18 protein-coding genes are annotated in these 18,347 nt (G+C 69.1%); 4 read left to right on the plus strand and 14 right to left on the minus strand.

The features are described 5' to 3' along the window. The first annotated feature begins 191 nt into the window (after positions 1–191). Entirely contained in the window at positions 192–542 is a 351-nt protein-coding gene (locus RZE79_RS13145; RefSeq protein WP_319360766.1) for an alpha/beta hydrolase, read from the plus strand. A 61-nt stretch (positions 543–603) separates the two neighbouring features. On the opposite strand, the gene RZE79_RS13150 is transcribed toward RZE79_RS13145, so the two are convergent. Genes RZE79_RS13150 through RZE79_RS13165 form a run of 4 tightly spaced genes read right to left on the minus strand, consistent with a single transcriptional unit; the run spans position 604 to position 4,443 of the window. Further along, positions 604–1,728: an NAD(P)/FAD-dependent oxidoreductase gene (locus RZE79_RS13150; protein WP_319360767.1), complete on the minus strand. Its 1,125-nt coding sequence runs from the start codon at positions 1,726–1,728 to the stop codon at positions 604–606. 5 nt (positions 1,729–1,733) lie between these two features. Further along, positions 1,734–2,711 (minus strand): tripartite tricarboxylate transporter substrate binding protein, encoded by a 978-nt coding sequence (locus RZE79_RS13155; RefSeq protein WP_319360768.1) that lies wholly within the window; start codon positions 2,709–2,711, stop codon positions 1,734–1,736. Positions 2,712–2,752: 41 nt separating this feature from the next. Further along, positions 2,753–3,445, minus strand: a complete 693-nt coding sequence (locus RZE79_RS13160) for an RraA family protein (protein WP_319360769.1) — start codon at positions 3,443–3,445, stop codon at positions 2,753–2,755. Further along, a complete protein-coding gene (locus RZE79_RS13165) occupies positions 3,442–4,443 on the minus strand; it encodes a hydroxyacid dehydrogenase (protein ID WP_319360770.1) in 1,002 nt (333 codons plus the stop codon). Before RZE79_RS13165 ends, RZE79_RS13160 begins: the two co-directional genes overlap by 4 nt. Before the next feature lie 105 nt (positions 4,444–4,548). On the opposite strand from RZE79_RS13165, the gene RZE79_RS13170 reads away from it, so the two are divergent. Then, positions 4,549–5,478, plus strand: coding sequence for a LysR family transcriptional regulator (locus RZE79_RS13170; protein ID WP_319360771.1), 930 nt, complete (start codon positions 4,549–4,551; stop codon positions 5,476–5,478). Between the two features lie 68 nt (positions 5,479–5,546). Here RZE79_RS13170 and RZE79_RS13175 read toward each other — a convergent pair whose 3' ends face one another. From RZE79_RS13175 to RZE79_RS13205, 7 genes are all read right to left on the minus strand, one after another. Then, positions 5,547–7,859, minus strand: coding sequence for a glycoside hydrolase family 3 N-terminal domain-containing protein (locus tag RZE79_RS13175; RefSeq protein WP_319360772.1), 2,313 nt, complete (start codon positions 7,857–7,859; stop codon positions 5,547–5,549). Between the two features lie 100 nt (positions 7,860–7,959). Next, complete coding sequence (gene tcuB, locus RZE79_RS13180) at positions 7,960–9,138, minus strand: tricarballylate utilization 4Fe-4S protein TcuB (protein ID WP_319361171.1); 1,179 nt, start codon at positions 9,136–9,138, stop codon at positions 7,960–7,962. 34 nt (positions 9,139–9,172) lie between these two features. After that, positions 9,173–10,600, minus strand: coding sequence for an FAD-dependent tricarballylate dehydrogenase TcuA (gene tcuA / locus RZE79_RS13185; RefSeq protein WP_319360773.1), 1,428 nt, complete (start codon positions 10,598–10,600; stop codon positions 9,173–9,175). A gap of 77 nt (positions 10,601–10,677) precedes the next feature. Beyond that, the gene (locus RZE79_RS13190; protein ID WP_153284593.1) at positions 10,678–11,604 is read right to left on the minus strand and encodes a LysR substrate-binding domain-containing protein; all 927 of its coding nucleotides are present in this window, start codon (positions 11,602–11,604) and stop codon (positions 10,678–10,680) included. Between the two features lie 7 nt (positions 11,605–11,611). Further along, positions 11,612–12,490 carry a bile acid:sodium symporter family protein gene (locus tag RZE79_RS13195; RefSeq protein ID WP_319360774.1) on the minus strand — a complete coding sequence of 293 codons (879 nt, stop codon included), beginning with the start codon at positions 12,488–12,490 and terminating at the stop codon, positions 11,612–11,614. A gap of 106 nt (positions 12,491–12,596) precedes the next feature. Continuing rightward, positions 12,597–13,364: a class II aldolase/adducin family protein gene (locus tag RZE79_RS13200; protein WP_319360775.1), complete on the minus strand. Its 768-nt coding sequence runs from the start codon at positions 13,362–13,364 to the stop codon at positions 12,597–12,599. Between the two features lie 23 nt (positions 13,365–13,387). Next, a complete protein-coding gene (locus RZE79_RS13205) occupies positions 13,388–13,978 on the minus strand; it encodes an HD domain-containing protein (RefSeq protein ID WP_319360776.1) in 591 nt (196 codons plus the stop codon). Positions 13,979–14,110: 132 nt separating this feature from the next. On the opposite strand from RZE79_RS13205, the gene RZE79_RS13210 reads away from it, so the two are divergent. Beyond that, positions 14,111–14,833 (plus strand): Crp/Fnr family transcriptional regulator, encoded by a 723-nt coding sequence (locus RZE79_RS13210; protein ID WP_319360777.1) that lies wholly within the window; start codon positions 14,111–14,113, stop codon positions 14,831–14,833. 6 nt (positions 14,834–14,839) lie between these two features. On the opposite strand, the gene RZE79_RS13215 is transcribed toward RZE79_RS13210, so the two are convergent. Next, positions 14,840–16,012, minus strand: coding sequence for an ABC transporter substrate-binding protein (locus RZE79_RS13215; protein ID WP_319360778.1), 1,173 nt, complete (start codon positions 16,010–16,012; stop codon positions 14,840–14,842). Positions 16,013–16,108: 96 nt separating this feature from the next. Here RZE79_RS13215 and RZE79_RS13220 point away from each other — a divergent pair, with 96 nt between their 5' ends. Then, complete coding sequence (locus RZE79_RS13220) at positions 16,109–16,657, plus strand: energy transducer TonB (protein WP_319360779.1); 549 nt, start codon at positions 16,109–16,111, stop codon at positions 16,655–16,657. A 21-nt stretch (positions 16,658–16,678) separates the two neighbouring features. Here RZE79_RS13220 and trmB read toward each other — a convergent pair whose 3' ends face one another. Both trmB and gluQRS read right to left on the minus strand, forming a co-directional pair. Next, a complete protein-coding gene (gene trmB, locus RZE79_RS13225) occupies positions 16,679–17,437 on the minus strand; it encodes a tRNA (guanosine(46)-N7)-methyltransferase TrmB (protein ID WP_319360780.1) in 759 nt (252 codons plus the stop codon). After that, positions 17,434–18,339, minus strand: a complete 906-nt coding sequence (gene gluQRS / locus RZE79_RS13230) for a tRNA glutamyl-Q(34) synthetase GluQRS (RefSeq protein WP_319360781.1) — start codon at positions 18,337–18,339, stop codon at positions 17,434–17,436. The genes trmB and gluQRS overlap by 4 nt, the downstream gene beginning before the upstream one ends. Between the last annotated feature and the right edge of the window lie 8 nt (positions 18,340–18,347).

Below are 18,347 nucleotides of genomic sequence, written 5' to 3' on the forward strand. Positions count from 1 at the left end.
GGAATGCCCATGACGAGAACTTTCTCGTGCGTTCCCCTCTGGAGGGCAGGGTTTCGGCCGCCGCATCGCATGCGCGAGCAGTGCGCGATTGTTTCAATCCCGTGAACGCCGCGATTCCTTTTGCTGCCGTTTTTTTGGGCGCTTCAGGTTCAAACTTCATTCCATCGACACACCACCTGAAGGAGATTGAAATGAATGCCTCGAAGACCCTCGCCGCCGTTGCCCTCTCGCTGCTGGCTGCTGCCGGTGCCCACGCTGAAACCTATGACGGCGTGCACACCGTGAACTCGACGCTCTCGCGTTCGGAAGTCGCGTCGCAAGCCGTGGCCGCCGCCCGTGCCGGCAACGAATACAGCGACGGTGCCACCGCCGGCGCACAGACCTTCACCTCGACCGCCGACCGCTCGACGATCCGCGCTGAAGCCGTCGCCAAGGCCCACGACCCGCTCGCCAGCCTCGACCGCCGCGCGTTCTACCGCGACGAAGTGCCGGCTGCTTACAAGAAGCCCAGCGTGTCGTTCACGCGCCAGGCTGGCCTGTAATTGGGCGACCACAGTCCCTTCGGGGGCTGACACGAACGAACGGGCCCTCGGGCCCGTTTTTTCATGCCTGCATCTTCGCGACCAAGTCTGCGACGTGCTCGCCCAGCGCGAGCGACGCCGTCAGCCCCGGCGACTCGATGCCGAACAGATTCACCAGCCCCGCGATGCCGTGGTCGCGCGGCGTCTGAATCACGAAATCCGTCGCCGTGTTGTGCATCGACGAACCCGGGCCCGCCAGTCGCGGGCGGATGCCGGTGTAGCCCGGCTGCAACTCACCGTCCTGCAAGGCGGGGTAGTAGCGGCGCACCGACTGGTAGAAGGCCGCCTCGCGCGAGGCGTCGAAGCTGTAGTCGATGCCGTCGCGCCAGCTCAGGTCGGGCCCGAACTTGCATTGGCCGCCGAGGTCGAGCGTCACGTGAGCGCGCAAGGCGCCTTCGCGGCCGGTCGGGTACACGAGGTGGCGGAAGGGCGATTTGCGGGCGAGCGAGAAGTAGTGGCCGATCGCGTAGTACAGCGGCGGCACCAGGCCGGCGGGCATGCCCTCGATCCGCGAGGCCACTTGCTGCGCACCCAGCCCCGCCGCGTTCACCACCGTGTTGCACAGCACGCTCGTTGCTTCCGCGCCGTCCACCTCGACCACAAGACCGTCCGCGGTGGGGCGCACGGCCAGCACGCGACTCTGTAGCGCAAGCGAGGCACCCGCACGTTCCGCATCACCCAGGTACGACAGCATCAGCGCATGGCTGTCGACGATGCCCGTCGAAGGCGAGTGCAGCGCGCCGACGCAGGCCACCTCGGGCTCCAGGTCGCGCGTTTCGGCGGCGCCAAGGATGCGCAGGTCGGTCACGCCGTGGGCCGCGCCGAGCGCGATGTACTTGTCGAGCTCGGGCAGCTCCGAGTCCTGCACCGCCACGATGAGCTTGCCGATGCGCTGGTGGCCGATGCCGCGTTCGGCGCAGTAGGCGTAGAGCGCGGCCTTGCCCGCCACGCACAGCCGGCCCTTGAGCGAGCCGGGTGCGTACGAAATGCCCGCGTGGATCACCTCTGAATTGCGCGCGCTGGTGTGCGTGCCGATGGCGTGCTCGGCCTCGAGGATCACCACCTCGCGCCCGGCCAGGGCGAGCGATCGCGCAATGGCCAGGCCCACCACGCCGGCGCCGATCACGACGCAGTCGATCCGGTCCATGCGGCTCAGTCCAGCTTGATGCCGGATTCGCGGATCAGCGCGCCCCACTTGGCGTGTTCGGCGCGGATGTAGGCATCGAACTGCTGCGGCGTGCCGCTGGCGGGCACGCTGCCTTCCTGCGCGAGCTTGTCCTGCACGTCCTTGCGCGCCACGGTCTTCACCACGGCGGCGTTGATGCGGTTGACCACGTCGGCGGGCAGGCCGGCCGGACCGACGAGGCCGACCCAGGTCGTGGCCTCGAAGCCCGCGAAACCCTGTTCGGCCACGGTGGGCACGTTCGGCAATGCGGGCAGGCGCTTGGCCGAGGTGACGGCCAGCGCGCGGGCGCGGCCGTTCGACAGCTGCGACATCACCGACACGCTGCTGCCGAAGTACAACGCGATCTGCCCGCTGATCAGGTCGTTCATGGCCGGGCCCGCGCCCTTGTAGGGCACCTGCATGACCTTGATGCCCGCGCGGCGCGCCAGCATTTCGCCGGCCAGGTGCCCCACGGTGCCATTGCCGGCCTGCGCGATGCTGAACTCGCCCGGCTTCGCCTTCGCGGCCTTGATGAAGTCGGCCAGCGTGCGCAGCGGCGAGTCCGCGCGCACGGCGAGCACGACGGGCTGCGACGCGACTTCGGCGATGGGCGAAAAATCTTTCAGCGCCTCGAAGGGCATCTTCGAATAGAGCCAGGGGTTGATCGTGAGGTTCGAGGTCTGCCCCATGCCGATCGTGTAGCCGTCGGGCGTGGCCTTGGCCACGGCGTCGAGGCCGATGTTGCCGGCCGCGCCGGGCTTGTTGTCGACGACGACGGTCCAACGCTCGAGCGAGGTGAGGCGCTCCGCAATCAGGCGCGAGGTCGCGTCGGTGCCGCCGCCGGGTGTGAAGGGCACCACCAGCTTCACGGGCCGCTGCGGCCAGTCGCCTTGGGCGTAGGCCATGCCCGCCGCTTGGGCGAGTGATGCGAAGGCGGTGGTCTGCAGAAAGTCTCGTCGGTTCATGTCTTGTCTCCTGGGGGTTCTTGTGTTTTCGTGGCTGCTGTTCAGACCGGCAGGCCCTTGGCGCGCAGCACAGCGTCGAAGCGCTCGGGGTCGGCGGTGCCGGTGCGGTTGGTCTCGCGGATCTTTTCCTCGCGGGCGAGGTGGGCCCGCGTCTTGGCGAGCACGTCGACCGCTTCGGCGGCCGGCACGGCGATGACGCCATCGGCATCGCCCACCACCAGGTCGCCCGGCATCACGACCAGGCCCGCGCACGAAACCGGCACGTTCACCTCGCCGGGGCCGTCCTTGCTGGGCCCGCGGTGCGTGTGGCCGCGCGCGAAGATCGGCATGCCGTCTTCGGCCCACTCGCACAGGTCGCGCACGGCGCCGTCGATGACGAGGCCCGCCAGCTGGCGCGCGATGCAGGTGGTGCGCATCAGGCCGCCGACCAGCGCCTGCGCGACGTCGCCGCCGCCGTCGATCACGAGCACGTCGCCCGGCGCGACCATCATCAGCGCCTTGTGGATCATCAGGTTGTCGCCGGGCCGCACGCGCACGGTGACGGCCGGGCCGCACAGCACGGTGTCGAGCCGCGCGTGGTACTGGCGCAGGCCGACGGTGCCGACGTTGCGGCTCATCGCATCGCCGATGGCGGCGACGGGCAGCGTGCGGAAGGCGTCGACGAGGGCGGCGTCGAGGCCGGGCGCGCGTGGGTTGATGCGGTAGCCGGGCGGCCAGGAGAGCGGGGCGGTCATGCGGTGATTCCGTGCAGAAGGGGTGAAGACAAAACCTGCGGGTTCACGCAAGCCGAAGGATCGACCGGACGGCCTTGCAGCCAGCCCAGCACGTTGCGCGCGGCGCCGCTGGCCATGCCCGCGAGGGCGGCGGGCGTGGAGCCGCCGACATGCGGCGTGAGCACCACGTTGGGCAGGGCGGCCAGCGGGCTGCCGGCGGGCAGGGGTTCGTCGGCCATGGTGTCGAGGCCGGCCGCGTGCAACTGGCCGCTTTGCAGCGCGGCGATGAGCGCGGGCTCGTCGATCACCTCGCCGCGCGCCGTGTTCACGACGATCGCGCCGCGTGGCAGCGCCGCAAGCTGCGCGGCGCCGAGCATCTGGCGCGTGTGGCGGTTGAGCGGCACGTGCAGGCTGAGCACATCGCTCAGCGGCAACAGCGCATCGAACGACGGCAGCAGGCGCACGCCGGCCACCGGGCTCGGGCCGTTGCCGAGCGCAGGGTCGAACGCGGCGACGTGCATGCCGAGCGCGAGGCCCACCCTGGCCACGCGCTGGCCGATCTGGCCGAAGCCGACGAGGCCCAGCGTCTTGCCATGCAGCTGCACGCCGTCCTGCGCGCGCGACCAGCGGCCGTCGTGCAGTTCGCGGTCCATCCAGCCGATGCGGCGGGCGGCGGCGAGCATGAGGCCGAGCGTCATTTCGGCGACCGACTGCGCATTGGCGCCGGGCGTGACGTAGACCGGAATACCGCGCGTGCTGGCCGCCTCGACGTCGATGTTGCTCACGCCCACGCCGTGCTTCGAAATCACTTTCAGCGTCGGGCACGAAGCGATGGCGCGGGCCGACAGCTGCACGGTGCGCGAGATGACGGCGTCGATGGGCTCGCTCGCCATCAGTTGTTCAACTTCTTCAACGCTGTCTGCGTTCGCAAGGTAGATGACGCGGGCGCCGGCTTCGGCGAGAAGGTCGGCGCCGGCCTCGGCAAGCCGTGGCGCGGTGACCAGGACGGTGGGGTTCATGAATGGATCGGGGTCGTTCAAGGGTCGGTATGGGCTGGATTGTGGAAATCGCCATTCATTCCGTCCAATCGATAATGTTCATTCAATGATTCCTCGGAGCTATGAATGGACATCCAGCTGCGCGACCTGAAATATTTCGAGGTGGTCGCCGACACCGGCCATCTGGGCCAGGCCGCCGACAAGCTGGGCCGCACGCAGCCCGCGCTGACCAAGGCGGTGCAGCGGCTCGAAGAAGCCTTCGGCAGCGCGCTGTTCGAGCGCAAGGGCCGAGGCATCCAGCTCACGGCGGTGGGCGAGGTGCTGTTGGCGCGCGCCCGGTTGCTGCGCGGCGCCACCGAGGAGGCGCTGCGCGAGGTGAGCGATTTCGCCAAGGGCAACGCGGGTCATGTGCGCATCGGCAGCGGGCCCATCGCGGCCGACCACGTGCTGCCCGAGGTGTGCAACCTGCTGCTGGCCGAGGCCGGCGACACGCGCATCGACATCACCGTCGCGCCCAGCATGGCGCTGCGCGAGCGGCTGCGCGAAGGCGCCATCGATCTCTTGATCGGTCTCATGCCCGAGCACGACCCGGCCTTTGTCACGCACTCCATCGTCGAGGACGTGGTGGTGGTCGCCGCCAGCCCGCAGCACCCGGTGTTCGACCTGCCGAAGATCACGATGAAGTCGCTGCTGCAATGGCGCTGGGTGCTGCCCGCCGACCCCATTCCGAGCCGCCAATGGCTCGACGCGGCGTTCCAGTCGCGCGGGCTGCCGCTGCCCGCGGTGCAGGTCAACGCGAACTCGATCCCGCTGCTGCCGCGGCTCATCTCGCGCTCCGACATGCTGAGCTTCCTGTCGCGCCACACGCTCGGCGCGGCGGGGCGCGAAGGCACGCTGCGCGAAGTGCCGCTGAAGGAGACCACGTTGCGCCGCCAGTTGGGCGTCACGTACCGCAAGGAGGGCTACCTGTCGCCGGCGGCGCGGCGCCTCGTGACCTTGCTGCGCAATGAAGGGGCGCAGCTTTTTTCGTCGGCGCTGGCGCAGCGTGTGCTGTGACCAGTGCGGTGCGAGGACTGCGGGGCCGCAGGACTCGTCGGGCGTGACGAGTCGGCCCGTGCGTCAACTCACTCCCGCGTCAGCACGAAGCGCTTCTGAATCCCGCTCGCAGCCGAAGGCGCGACCCACAGATCGACCTCACCCGGTTCGACCACCGGTTTCATGTCGCGCCCCAGAAACTGCAGATCGTCATCGCCGACAGTGAACTCGACCACCTCCGATGCACCCGGCGCAATGCGCACCTTGCGGAAATTCTTCAGTTCGCGCACCGGCCGCGTCACGCTCGCCGCGCGCTGCGCCAGGTACAGCTGCACCACTTCTTCCGCCTCGCGCGTGCCCGTGTTCGTGACGGTGGCGCGCACGCGCAGCGTGTTGCCGATGGCCAAGCGGTCGCTGCTCAGCTCGACATGGTCGTAGCGCACCGGTGCATAGCCGATGCCGAAACCGAAGGGGTACAGCGCCTCGTTCGTCGCGTCCAGGTAGCGGGTCTTGAAGGCCGTGCCCGGCGCGCTTTCGGGCGACGGGCGGCCGGTGCGCTTGTGGGCGTAGTAGTAGGGCACCTGGCCAGCCGTCTGTGGAAAGCTCACGGGCAGGCGGCCCGAGGGGTTGGCGTCGCCGAACACCACGTCGGCAATCGCGTGGCCGGTCTGCACGCCGAGGAACCAGGTCACGAGGATCGCGCGCGCGTTGCGCACCGCACCCTTGAGCGCCATCGCGCGGCCGTTGCTCAGCAGCACGACCACCGGCTTGCCGGTGGCGGCCACGGCTTCGGCCAGGTCCTGCTGCGCCTGCGGCAGGCCGATGTCGGTGCGCGAGCGCGACTCGCCCGACATCTTCTGGCTCTCGCCGATGGCCAGCACGACCACGTCGGCGTCGCGCGCGGCGGCCACGGCGGTTTCGATGCCGCCGGGCAGGGGCGATTCGACGTTCGCGCCGCGCGTGACGGTCAGTCGCGAGGCCTCGATGCCGAGGGCGGCGTGCAGGCCTTCGTCGATGCCCACGGGCGCGGACTGGCCCGGGAACAGGCTCCAGGAGCCCATCAGGTCTTTCGTGCCTTCGGCGAAGGGGCCGATCAGTGCGATCTTCTGCGGGCCGGTCTTGGCCAGCGGCAGCAGCTGGCCTTCGTTCTTCAGCATCACGATCGAGCGGCGCGCGCTCTCGCGGGCCAGCGCGATGAACTCGGGGTTCTCCACGCGCTGGTCGGCGGGCTGGCCGTCGAGGCCGCGCATCGGGTCGTCGAAGAGGCCGAGCTTGAGCTTGACGCGCAGCACGCGCCGCACGGCCTCGTCGAGCCGCGCCATCGACACTTCGCCCGAAGCCACGAGGTCGGGCAGGTGGCGGATGTACAGGCCGCTTTGCATGCTCACGTCGGTGCCGGCCATGAAGGCCAGCTTGGCGGCCTCGCGGCTGTTGGCAGCGTGGCCGTGCTCGATGAGTTCCTCGTCGGCCGTGTAGTCGGACACCACGAAGCCCTTGAACTTCCATTCGCCGCGCAGCACGCCGGTGAGCAGCGCGGGGTTGGCGGTCGAGGGAACGCCGCCGATCTCGTTGAAGGCGCTCATGACCGACAGCGCGCCCGCATCGAGCGCCGCGCGGAACGGCGGCAGGTAGACCTCGCGCAGCGTGCGTTCGGAAAGCTCGCTCGTGTTGTAGTCGAGCCCGCCCTCGGCCGCGCCGTAGGCTGCGAAGTGCTTGGGCGTGGCCAGCATCGAATCGGCGTTCGACAGCGCACTGCCCTGGAAGCCGCGCACGCGCGCCGCTGCGAACTGGCGCGCGAGGTACGGGTCTTCGCCCACGCCTTCGAGGCCGCGGCCCCAGCGCGCGTCGCGCGCGATGTCGACCATCGGCGCAAACGTCCAGCGAAAGCCGTCGGCCGTGGCCTCGACCGCCGCCGCGCGCGCGGTGCGCTCGGCCAGCGCGGGCTCCCAGCTCGAGGCCTCGGCCAGCGGCATCGGGAAGATCGTGCGAAAGCCATGGATCACGTCGGCACCGAAGATCAGCGGAATGCCGAGGCGCGACTCGCGCACCGCCACCTGCTGCAGCCGCCGCTTGCCTTCGAGGCCGGCGTTGTTGAACAGGCCCGTGAGGCGCCCGTTGCGCACGTCCTCGGTCTCCTGCTGCCCGTTGCGCCAGCCGGCCTGCGGGTTGTTCGGGACGTTGATGTCGGCCGGGCCGTACAGGCTGAGCTGGCCGGCCTTTTCCTGCAGCGTCATGCGCGCGATCAGCGATTCGATGCGGGCTTCGGCCGCGTCGAGCGCCTGGGGCGAATGCGAAGGCTGGAGGGCTTTGGGAACGGACGCCGCGGTGGCGGGGGGAATCAGGGCGGGGAGGGAGAGGGCGGACAGGACGAGGGCGAGAACGGCGGCTTTTCGAACATGCATGGCCGCCTATTCTGCAGACAACACCCATCGGCGCCGGCCAGCGGGTTTCCGCCCTGGCCGTAGGGGCTTGTCCGACCCGGGTGGTTTCAGGCCGTGCGGATCAGTCGGCACCCAGCCGCAACCGGCTGGGCAGGCGCTTCTCGATGGCGAACTTCAACAGCGCCGCGCAGCGGAAGATGCCGTGCGCGAACTTGCCGTAGGGCAGCGTGAGAAAGAGCGCCATCACCACACCCAGGTGCACCGCGAGCAGCAGCGCCATGAAGGTCGTGTCGCGCCACGCGAGCAGCGCCAGGCCGGTGAGGCTCGTGAGCAGCAGCAGCGCGATGAAGCCGCGGTCCATCGGACGCTGCGCCACGTCGCCGTGCGCGGCGTGGCGCCGCAGGTTGAGCCACAGCAGGCCGACGGGGCCGATCACGAGGCCGATGCCGCCCGTGGTGCCCAGCAGCACCGGCAGGCTCGTGAGCGCGTAGGGCGCATGCAGGTCGAACAGGTAGTGGTACAGCGTCGCCACGCAGGTGGAGGCGAAGCACAGCATGAAGCCGTAGAAGGTGAAGTGATGGAAGCGCCGGCGCCACAGCGTGAAGCGATCGTCTGCGTTGTTGCAGCCTTCGCCGTGGCCGCCGTCGAGGTAGGTCAGGCGCAGCGCGTCGTGCGCGGCTTTGGCGCTCGCTGCGCGGCGCACGCCCGGCAGGTCGGGGGCATTGCCCGGGTCGTTCGCAGGCGAAACCTCGCGCCAGAAACGGCGCGTGCCCATGGCCAGCGCGAACACCACGAACAGGAACACCACGCCGAACACGAGTGCGAGGAAGTTGTGCGGAAAGATCGCGTAGAAGTTGCCCGCGAGCGGCTCGTGCAACAGCGAGCCCGACATCGCCACGGCCAGCACCAGGAACAACGCGAGCCCGCCGGCGAGGGCCAGCGCCACGGTGAGCCCGGCCTTCTTGTAGAGCGCGCCCATCGCGGGTGGCCAGGCGTAGTCGTGGTACGTCTGCAGGCGCACCTGCGCCATCGCCTGCGGCACGTTGACCGCGAACTCGTGCGGCGGCGCGTACTGGCAGGCATGCAGGCACGCACCGCAGTTGTGGCACAGGTTGGCGAGGTAGTGCGTGTCGGCCTTGCCGAATTCGAGCCGGCGCGTCATCGCGGGGAACACGGCGCAAAAGCCCTCGCAGTAGCGGCAGGCATTGCAGATCTCCAGGATGCGCGCGACCTCGCTTTCGGAGGCGGTCAACGGCAGCGCAGGCTGGATCGGAATGACACGTGACGGGGTGCTGCCGATGCCGTCGGTATCCGCACGGGCGCGCGCGACGAGGTCAGTGAGCTGCTGCAAGGGCGGTCTCCGGGAGATGCTTCAAGTGGTTCTTTGCCGCGTTCGCAGCCTGCGTGCCGGCGATGCGCCCGAAGACCGTGCCGATGCTCATGCCGACGCCGGCCGTGTAGCCCTTGCCCAGCACATTGCCGGCCATCATTTCGCCGGCCACGAAGAGGTTGGGGCTCGGCCGTCCGCCGAAGCGCACGGCCGCGGTCTCGTCGACCTTCAGGCCCAGGTAGGTGAAGGTGATGCCGGGGCGCAGCGGGTAGGCGTAGAAGGGCGCGGTGTCGATGGGGCGCGCCCAGTGCGTCTTGGCGGGTGCGAGGCCTTCGGTGTGGCAGTCGTCGAGCGCGGTGTGGTCGAAGCGGCCGACGCGACAGGCGGCGTTGTAGTCCTGCACGGTGCGCACGAAAGTCGCTTCGTCCAGGCCGATCTTCTGTGCCAGTTCGCCGAGCGTGTTTGCCTGCGTGCCGGTGAACACGGGCGGCATGAAGCGGCCGACCGCCTGCTGGTCGATGACCGACCAGGCGATCTGCCCCGGCTGCTGCGCCACGAGCCGGCCCCAGATCGCATAGCGCTTGGGCCAGAAGTCTTCACCCTCGTCATAGAAGCGCTGCGCGTCGCGGTTGACCACCACGCCGAGCGACACGCAATCGATGCGCGTGCAGATGCCGCCGTCGTACAGCGGTGCGCGCGCGTCGATGGCGACCATGTGGCCCTGCGACGGGTCGCCGATGCTGTCGGCGCCCGCGGCGATCATGTGTTTCAGCAGCACGCCCTGGTTGAAGCGCGTGCCGCGGATCAGGAAGTTGTCGGCTGGCCACTCGCCGCGCTCGTTCTGGCCCCACGCTTCGCGCAGCCATTCGCGGTTCGATTCGAAGCCGCCCGAGGCCAGCACGCAGCTCCTGGCTTCGATGCGCTCGCCGGCTTCGGTGCGCACGGCCACGAAGCGGTCACCGTCGAGTTCGACCGAGGCCACGGGCGTGTCGTAGCGGATCTGCACGCCGAGCGCTTCGGCGCTGCGGTAGTAGGCGTTGACGAGCGCCTTGCCGCCGCCCATGAAGAAGGCGTTGGTGCGCGCCACGTGCAGCGCGCCCGACAGCGGCGGCTGGAAATGCACGCCGTGGCGGCGCATCCAGTCGCGGCAGTTCGACGAGGCGCGAATCACGAGGCGGGCCAGGTGCTCGTCGGTGAGGCCGCCGGTCACCTTCAGCAGGTCTTGCCAGTACTCCTCTTCAGGGTAGGCCTCGACCAGCACGTCCTGCGGCGCGTCGTGCATGCAGCGCAGGTTGCGGGTGTGCTGCGAATTGCCGCCGCGCCATGCTTTGGGCGAGGCCTCCAGCAGCAGCACCGAAGCGCCGGCCTCGCGCGCCATCAGGGTGGCGCACAGCGCGGCATTGCCGCCACCGACAACCAGTACGTCTATCACTCGTGGGTCTCCTTGGAATGCAGGAGACTTTAGGGAGCGCGGCCTTCACGCGAAAGGCCGATTGAGGCAACAGGTGTTCAGCTTTCGAGAAGACTTGCACCAGCCCATCGGCCTTCGCTGACCAGCGTGCGGGCCGTTTCGGTGACCACCACGCGCGCGGCCAGGGCGGCGGGCGAGAGCTCATCGTCCGACAGGCTCACGAGCAGGTTGCGGCGGCCGACGTGGGCGTCGGAAATCTGCGTGAGTTCGAGGTCGTCGCGGTCGTGCCGCGCGGTGGCGGCGCCGGGCTGGATGGTGGCGCCGTGGCCGGCGCGCACCGCGTCCATCAGCAGCGCCAGGCCGTCGACCTCGGCCACGATGCGCGGTGCCACGCGCGCCCGCGCAAAGGCGGCCATCAGCGTGGCGCGCAGGCCGTGGCTGCCGCTGGGCAGGATCAGCGGCACCTCGGCCAGTTGCGACAGCCGCACCTTCGCGCCGGTGGGGCGCGGGGTGAGCGTGGGCGAGGCGATGACGAAGAGCTTTTCGGCCAGCAGCGGCGCGACGCTCCAGCGCCGCGGCGTGTCGGTCTGGAACAGCACGGCCAGGTCGAGCTGGCGCGCATGCAGCATGGTCGTGAGGTGGCCCGACAGCGCTTCGACCATGTGCAGCCGCACCTCGGGGTAGCGCGCCTGCATGGCCTGCATGAGCGGCACGCCCAGCACGGTGGCGGTGGTGGGCGCCAGGCCCACGCTCACATGGCCCGAGAGGCGCGCCTGCTGCGCAGCGCGCACCGCATCGTCGGCATGGCGCAAGGTGAGCTGTGCCTGGTGCAGGAAGGCCAGGCCCGCGTCGGTGGGCGTAACGCCGGTCGAGCTGCGCTGCAGGAGGCGCGTCGAGAGCTCACTTTCGAGCCGGCTGATCTGCTGGCTCAACGCCGAGGTGACCACCCCCAACTCCACGGCCGCGCGGCCCATGCTGCGCAGCTCGCAGACCTTGACGAAGTAGCGCAGTTGTCTCAGTTCCATGCGCGCATCATGGCGCAGGCACAGGGGTGGGTTGGCCGCGCCGCAGCAGCAACCATCCGAACAGCGGGGCCGTGATGTACATCACCACCGAGTAGATCGCGGCCGGCAGCGCGAGCGGAAAACTCCCGAGCACGCTCACCGCGATGAAGATGGCCAGCGTCGAGTTGTGGATGCCGATCTCGTAGCTGATGGCGGTGGCCAGCGGCTTGTCGAGGCCGGCGGCGCGGCTCAGGTAGTAGCCGGCCAGCAGGCTCACGAGGTTGAACAGCAGCACCGGCACGCCGATCTCGGCGAAGGTCGAGGTGATGGTCTTCCACTCGTTGGCGATGGCGAGCACGGTGACCACCGCGAGCACCACTGCACTGAAAATCTTGGTCGGTTTTTCCATGCGTGCCGCGAAGCCGGGCTTGCGCGATGCGACGAACATGCCGATGGCCACCGGCACCAGCACGATGGCGATCACCTCGACCAGCTTGCGCGTCTGCAGCGGCACCACCTGGCCGCTCGGCGCGAAGTGGTTGATGGCCCAGTTGGCGATGAGCGGCAGCGTGACGATCGACAGCAGCGTGTTCACGGCCGTGAGCGAGATGTTCATCGCCACGTTGCCGCCGAACAGGTGCGAGAAGAGGTTGGCCGAGATGCCGCCCGGCGAGGCCGCCAGCAGCATGAGCCCGATGGCGAACACGGGCGACAGGCCGAAGCCCACGATGATCGCGTAGCAGGCCAGCGGCAGGCCGATGACCTGCAGCACGAGCGCGAGGGTCACGGCCTTCGGGTGCTTGAACAGGCGCCGGAAATCGTCGAGCGAGAGCGACAGCCCGAGCCCGAACATGACGAGCGCGAGCGCGCCGAACAGGAACCGGGTCACGATGAGCGTGGTGTCCATGGGGTGTTGTCTCCTCTGTCGTTCTTCGTGAACGAACTTAAAAAAATGGCTGCCGGCACCCGTCGCGTGGGCGCTGGCAGCCGGGAAACCGGGTCGACGCGCGGTCTTATTGTTTGTAGCTGTCGTCGATGCGGTCGAGTTTGCGGATCAGCGAAGGCCAGACGAACATGCCGCCGAGGCCGCCGCTTTGCACCTTCATCGCCTGGCCCACGCCATCGATGATCTTCGGGTTCACGTGCGTGAGTTCGCCGCCACCGGCCTGCGCGGCGATCTGGATCTGGCAGGTGTTTTCGAAGGTGTACATCGAAAGGAAGGCGTCGGCAATGGTCTTGCCGCAGGTCAGCAGGCCGTGGTTGCGCAGCATGAGGAAGTTGGCGTGGCCCATGTCGGCCTGCAGGCGCGGCTTCTCGTCGTCGCGGAAGGCCACGCCTTCGTAGTCGTGGTACGCGAGCGAGGCCAGCACGAAGGTCGACTGCTGGCTGATGGGCAGCACGCCGTTCTTCTGCGCGCTCACGGCAATGCCGGCCTTGGTGTGGGTGTGCAGCACGCACTGGATGTCTTCGCGCGCGGCATGCACGGCGCTGTGGATCACGAAGCCGGCCGGGTTCACGGGGTAGGGCGAGTCGATGATCTTGTTGCACTGCTGGTCGACCTTGACCAGGCTCGACGCGGTGATCTCGTCGAACATCAGGCCGTAGGGGTTGATCAGGAAGTGGTGCTCGGGGCCGGGCACGCGCGCGCTGATGTGCGTGAACACCAGGTCGCTCCAACCGTACAGCGCCACCAGGCGGTAGCAGGCGGCGAGGTCGACGCGCAGTTGCCACTCTTCGGCGGAGACGAGCTTCTGGATTTCGGAGGCGGAGGTTGCGTTCATGGTCGTGTGTCCTTTGTCTGGGCTCAGGCCGTGGCCTGCTCGGTGAGCACGGTCTTGTAGATGCTCTGCTTGGGCTGCGCCATCAGGCGGCGCAGCATGGGTTCGAATTCGCTGATGGGCAGGGTTTCGGCCTTGGGGTCGAAGGCCGGGTTGTCGTAGAGCGCGCAGAACTCGGCCGTGCGCTCGTAGTGCGGGTGGTCCTTGAAGTTGTCGCGCATGTCGCGGTCCAGCCCGATGTGGTGGAAGAAGTAGTGGCCCTGGAAGATGCCGTGGTTCTGCACCATCCAGTGGTTGGCCTCGCTCACGAAGGGCTTGAGGATGGCGGCGGCAATGTCGGGGTGGTTGAAGGTGCCGAGCGTGTCGCCGATGTCGTGCAGCAGCGCGCACACCACGTACTCCTCGTCGCGGCCATCGCGCAGCGCGCGCGTGGCGGTCTGCAGCGAGTGCGTGTAGCGGTCGACCGGAAAGCCGCCGTAGTCGCCTTCGAGGATCTGCAGGTGCTTGATCACGCGCGCGGGCAGGCCGCCCGTGAACTGCATGAACTCGCCGCCGATCAGTTGCCAGTCTTCGCGCGTGCTCTCTTGCATGCTCTTGAAACTTGCCCGTGCATTCATCGTGTGGGTCTCCGTTCTTGGGGGAATGGCGGTCACTGTAGACCTGCGCTTGACCTTCAACTGTCAAGAATTTGACAATGCAGGCTTCTGGTAAACCCGCCTCCGGGTGCCTTTCCTCTCCCTTTTTCCCTCATGGCCACCTCGACCAAGCCGCGCCTTTCGGCTGCACACCGCACCGCGCTCGACGGCAACCCGTGGTTCACCAGCATGCCGCGTGCGCAGCGCGACGCGCTGGTGGGCGCAGCCGAGTTGCTGCACGTGCGGCGCGGCACGATGGTGTTCCGCCAGGGCGACCCGATCCACGCGGCGGGCGGCGGCTTCTACGGGTTGGTGGCGGGCACCATCAAGATTTCGTCGCTGCGCCAGGACGGGCGCGAAGCCATCCTCGCGGTGCTGGAGCCGGGCAACTGGTTCGGCGAGATCACGCTCATCGACGGCTCGCCGCGCACGCACGACGCCACCGCGCTCGAAGCGCTCGACCTGCTGGTGGTGCCGCCGGAAGCTTTCGCGCGGCAGATGCGCGACGTGGCGTTTTCCAACGCCATCGCCGCGATGCTGGCCGCGCGCGTGCGCATGCTCTACGGCCTGGCGGAAGACGCCACCTTGCGCAGCCTGCGGGCGCGCGTGGCGCACCGGCTGCTGGTGCTGGCGCGCGGCGACGCCACGCAGTCGGTGCATCTGCGGCACGAGCTCATGCTGTCGCAGGAGGCGCTGGCCATGATGCTCGGCGTGACGCGCCAGACGCTGTCGAAGGAACTCAACGCGCTGGCGACCGAAGGCGTGGTGTCGCTGGGCTACGGGCGCATCGAACTGCTGTCGCTCGACGCGCTGCAGGGGCTGGTGCGCACGGGGTGAGGGTCTTCAGCGCAGCACGCGCCCGTCGGCCGAAATGCTGATGAGGTCGATGCTGCGCACGTTGTCGCGCAGGCCCGGGCGCAGGTTGATGCGGAAGCCGCCGACGTCGTAGTCGGTCATCCCCGTCATCGTGCGCTGAAGCGTCGCGGTGTTGAAGCCGCGGCCTGCGCGGCGTACCGCTTCGCCTGCGGCCTTGGCGGCGATGAAGCCCTCAAGGCCTTCGTACGACGCGGTCTGGTCGGAGTTGTCGACCGCCGCGAGGTACTCCTTGACGATCGGAATGGCCGAGGGCCGCGGCGAGGGCACGACCTGCGAAATCACGATGCCGCCGATGTCCTTGCCCAGCTCGGCGTAGAGCGGGTCGATGCCGACGATCGAGAAAGCCATGAAGCTGCCCGTGTAGCCGCTCTTGCGCAGCTTGCGAATGGCGCCGGCCGTGGTGCCCGAGAGCGACACCAGAACGATGGCCTGGGGCGTCTGCTGCTGCACGGTCTTCAGTGCGGCGTCGAGCTTGTCGGCGCCCGCCGGCACCAGTGCGCTCGCGACCAGCGGCGGGAGCTTGAGCTCGGCAATGGCCTGCTCCACGGCGGCCAGGCCGGCGCGGCCCATGGCGTCGTCGTCGCCCACCAGCGCGATGCGCTTTTGCCCCACGGTGGCGCACTGGCGCACGATCTTGAGGGCCTCGTCGATCATGCCGGGGCGCACATGGAACACGTTCGGATGCTCGGGGCCGCGCAGCGCGTCGGACGCGGCGAAGGGCGCAAAGAGCAGGCTGCCCTGCTGCGTGGCGACCTTGGCGCCAGCCTCGCTGCTGGCGGTGCCGACAAAGCCGAACAGCATGTCGGCCTTGTTCGCGCCGAGCAGCGTGCGTGCGTTGGTGGTGGCGCGTGCGGCGTCGTAGCCGTCGTCCAGCTGCAGCAGTTTCAGCTGCAAGCCCGTGGCGGCGTTGCGCGTGTTGAAGTCGCTCACGGCAAGGCGGCTGCCGGCCGCGAAGGCGTTGCCGATCTCGTTGGCGCTGCCGGTGAGCGGCACCGACTGGCCGAGCAGGACGACGCGGGCTGCGCCGGCTGCGGGGCGCGGCGTCGTCTGTGCCAGCAAGGGACGGGTGATGCCGAGGCCGCTTCCCAGAAGCAGCGCTGCGGAGGCCTTGCCCAGCCATGTCCTGCGAGACGCGTTCATTGGCTACCTTTTGCTAACAATAGTAAAAAAGTGTAGCAATTTCGAGGCCAGGACGGAAGGCGCGGGTGCTCCAGAATTGCCCTTATGAACTTGAACATGTCCTGGGTTTTGGGAGGGGTGTGCGTGGTGCTCGCCGGTTGCGTTGTGTCGCCCCCATCGGAGGTGGTGGAAAAGGCGCTGCCCGCGCCGGAGGTCGTCGTGCCCGTGGCTGCGCCGCTGCCGCCGCAACCGATGATCGACCCGCCGCCTTTGCCGCCGCCATCGATGATCGAGCCGCCACCGCTGCCACTGGCGGGGCCGCCGATGGCATTGCCGTCGGGGCCGACCCTCATGGCGGCCCCGCGCGCCGATCCGCGCGTTGCGGCGGACGCGGTCGTGAAGGAGCCGGTGATCCGCCAGCGCCGCTATCCGAAGTACCCGTCCGCACTGGCGGAAGACGGCATCCAGGGCGTGGTGGTCACCACCTTCTTCGTCAGCGTGGACGGCAAGCCCGAAGACATCCGCGTCGAACGCTCGCCGCACCCGCTGCTGTCGCGGGCGGCGACCGATGCGATCAAGGAGTGGCGCTTCGACCCGGCGCGCACGGCGGACGGGCGCGCGGTGCGCGGCGCGATGCGGCTGCCGTTCCGCTTTCAGCTCGAGTGAGCTGGGGGAGATGACGCGCGCTCAGGCGCGTTTTTCGAACACCAGGTCCCACACGCCGTGGCCCAGCTTGAGGCCGCGGTTCTCGAACTTGGTGAGCGGGCGATACGCCGGCTTGTCCGCATAGCCGGTGTCCGGCGCGGTGTTGCGCAGCAACGGCTCGGCGCCCAGCACTTCGAGCATCTGCTCGGCGTAGGGCTGCCAGTCGGTGGCGCAGTGGATGTAGCCACCGGGGCGCAGGTGCTGCGCCAGCTTGGTCACGAACTCGGGCTGGATCAGCCGGCGCTTGTTGTGGCGCTTCTTGTGCCACGGGTCGGGAAAGAACACATGCACGCCGGCCAGCGTGGAGGGCTGCAGCATGTGGTCGAGCACGTCGACGGCGTCGTGCGCGCAGATGCGGATGTTCGAGATCGACTGCTCGCCGATGCGCTTGAGCAGCGCGCCCACGCCGGGCTCGTGCACTTCGCAGCACAGGAAATTGGTCTCGGGCAGCACGGTGGCGATGTGCGCCGTGGCCTCGCCCATGCCGAAGCCGATCTCCAGCACCGTCGGGCCGGCGCGGCCGCCGAAGGCCGCCGTCAGGTCGAGCGGCTCGGGCGTGTAGGGAATGAGGAACAGCGGACCCAGCTCGGCGAAGGCACGGGCCTGGCCGTCGGTGGTGCGGCCGGCGCGCTTCACGAAGCTCTTGAGGCGGCGGTGCAGCGGATGCGGCTTGCCGTCGGTGGCATCGTCTTCAGGAGGCACGGGCGGGAGGTCGTTGGACACGGTGTCGGGAATGTTCATGAGGGCCGCGAATTGTAGAGATCGCGCCATTCGGGCACCCAAGCGGCCAGTGCGGCGGTGCAGTGGTCGGCTGCCGTGGGGCGCAGGCCGAGGGCGCGGGCGGCGGTATCGAGCGCGGCCAGCGCGGCTTGCGGCGTGGCCGTGTCGATGGCCGTGGCGCCGTTCTGCTTGGAGAGCTTGTCGCCGTCGGCGCCGCGCACCAGCGGCGTGTGCAGGTAGCTCGGCGTGGGCAGGCCGAGCGCCTGCTGCAGCAGGATCTGACGTGCCGTGTTGTCGGCCAGGTCTTCGCCGCGCACCACGTCGGTCACGCCTTGGTCGGCGTCGTCGACCACCACGGCGAGCTGGTACGCCCAGGGGCCGTCGGCGCGGCGCAGCACGAAGTCGCCGACCTCGCGCTGCACGTCCTGCTGCTGTGGGCCGAGGCGGCGGTCGCTCCAGTGCAGATCGCCGGCCGGCATGTGGTGTGCGGCAAAGCGCCAGGCGCGCGCGGGCTTGCCATGCAGGCCGTCGCGGCAGGTGCCGGGGTAGACGCGCTCACCATGGCGTTCGTGCGCATGGCCGAGCCGGGCCAGGGCGAGGTCGATGTCCTTGCGCGAGCAGCCGCAGGGGTAGGCGAGGCCGCGCGTCTGCAGCGCGGCCAGCGCCGCCTCGTAGTGCGCGGTGCGCTTCGTCTGCCACTCGGGCGGTTCATCGGGGAGCAGGGCGCAGTCGGCGAGCTGCCGCAGGATGTGCTCGCCCATGCCGGGCAGGCAGCGCTCGGTGTCGGCGTCCTCGATGCGGATCAGCCAGCGCGCCCGGTCGCCGCGCGCGCGCACATCGAGCCAGCTCGCGAGCGCGGCCACCAGCGAGCCGGCGTGCAGCGGGCCGGTGGGCGAGGGCGCGAAGCGGCCGGTGGCGCGCATCCTTTCCT

Source organism: Variovorax sp. EBFNA2, assembly GCF_033802765.1.
GTDB lineage: Bacteria > Pseudomonadota > Gammaproteobacteria > Burkholderiales > Burkholderiaceae_C > Variovorax > Variovorax paradoxus_H.